The sequence below is a fragment of the Streptomyces atroolivaceus genome (assembly GCF_000717025.1).
Lineage (GTDB): Bacteria > Actinomycetota > Actinomycetes > Streptomycetales > Streptomycetaceae > Streptomyces > Streptomyces atroolivaceus.
Window position 1 is genome coordinate 1 of record NZ_JNXG01000061.1, and the last position, 877, is coordinate 877.

General features: G+C 69.1%; 1 protein-coding gene and 2 pseudogenes. All 3 read left to right on the forward strand.

The window, feature by feature from the left end:
• Positions 1-351, forward strand: a 351-nt coding sequence (locus OO67_RS35400) for an aminotransferase class III-fold pyridoxal phosphate-dependent enzyme (protein ID WP_030125877.1), incomplete at its 5' end; no start/stop codon positions are given.
• 62 nt (positions 352-413) lie between these two features.
• Positions 414-618, forward strand: a pseudogene (locus OO67_RS37710) (ectoine synthase).
• 3 nt (positions 619-621) lie between these two features.
• A pseudogene (locus OO67_RS35405) lies at positions 622-877 on the forward strand (ectoine hydroxylase); the annotation flags it as partial.

An 877-nucleotide genomic window follows, 5' to 3' on the forward strand; every position in this document is an offset into this window, starting at 1 on the left:
AACCCGGCCTTCGTCACCGCCGCCGCCACGCTCGACGCCTACTGGGCCGACGGCCAGATGGAGAAGCAGACCCTCGCCCGCGGCGAGCAGGTCGAACAGACTCTGCTGGCGATCTGCGGCGAGGAGGAGACCGCGCAGTTCCGTGGCCGCGGCCTGGTCTGGGGCCTGGAGTTCACCGACCCCGAGCGGGCGTCCGCCGTCTGCAAGCGCGCCTTCGAGCTGGGCCTGCTGCTGGAGACCTCCGGCCCGCAGTCCGAGGTCGTGAAGCTGCTCCCGCCGCTGACCGTCACCCCCGAAGAGCTGGACGAGGGCCTGCGCACGCTGGCCCGGTCCGTCCGCGAGACCGCCTGAGCGGGGTAAGCCCCCCGCGCAGGCACCAAGAGCAGGACAGAAGAGAAAGGCACCATCCCACCGTGATCGTCCGATCTTTCAGTGACATCGAGAACACCGACCGGCACGTCAGGTCCGCTTCAGGAACCTGGGAGAGCAAGCGCATCGTGCTACACGCTGCGCCCCAAGACCGACTTCCGCTGCGTGTGCGTCTTCAATCCCCCCGTCACCGGACGGGAGGACCATGACGAGAACGGTGTATACCCGCTGCTGACAGAGGAGGGCTGAACCATGACCACCGATGTACGCGCCGACCTGTACCCCTCGCGCGGCGCCGCCGAGATGACCACTCCCCGCCAGGACCCGGTCATCTGGTCCGCGCCGGGCGCGCCGGGACCGATCGCCGCCAAGGACCTCCAGTCCTTCGAACACGACGGCTTCCTCGCCATCGACCAGCTCATCACCCCTGACGAGGTGGCCGTCTACCGGGCGGAACTGGACCGGCTGGTCGCCGATCCGGCGGTCCGCGCCGACGAGCGCTCGATCA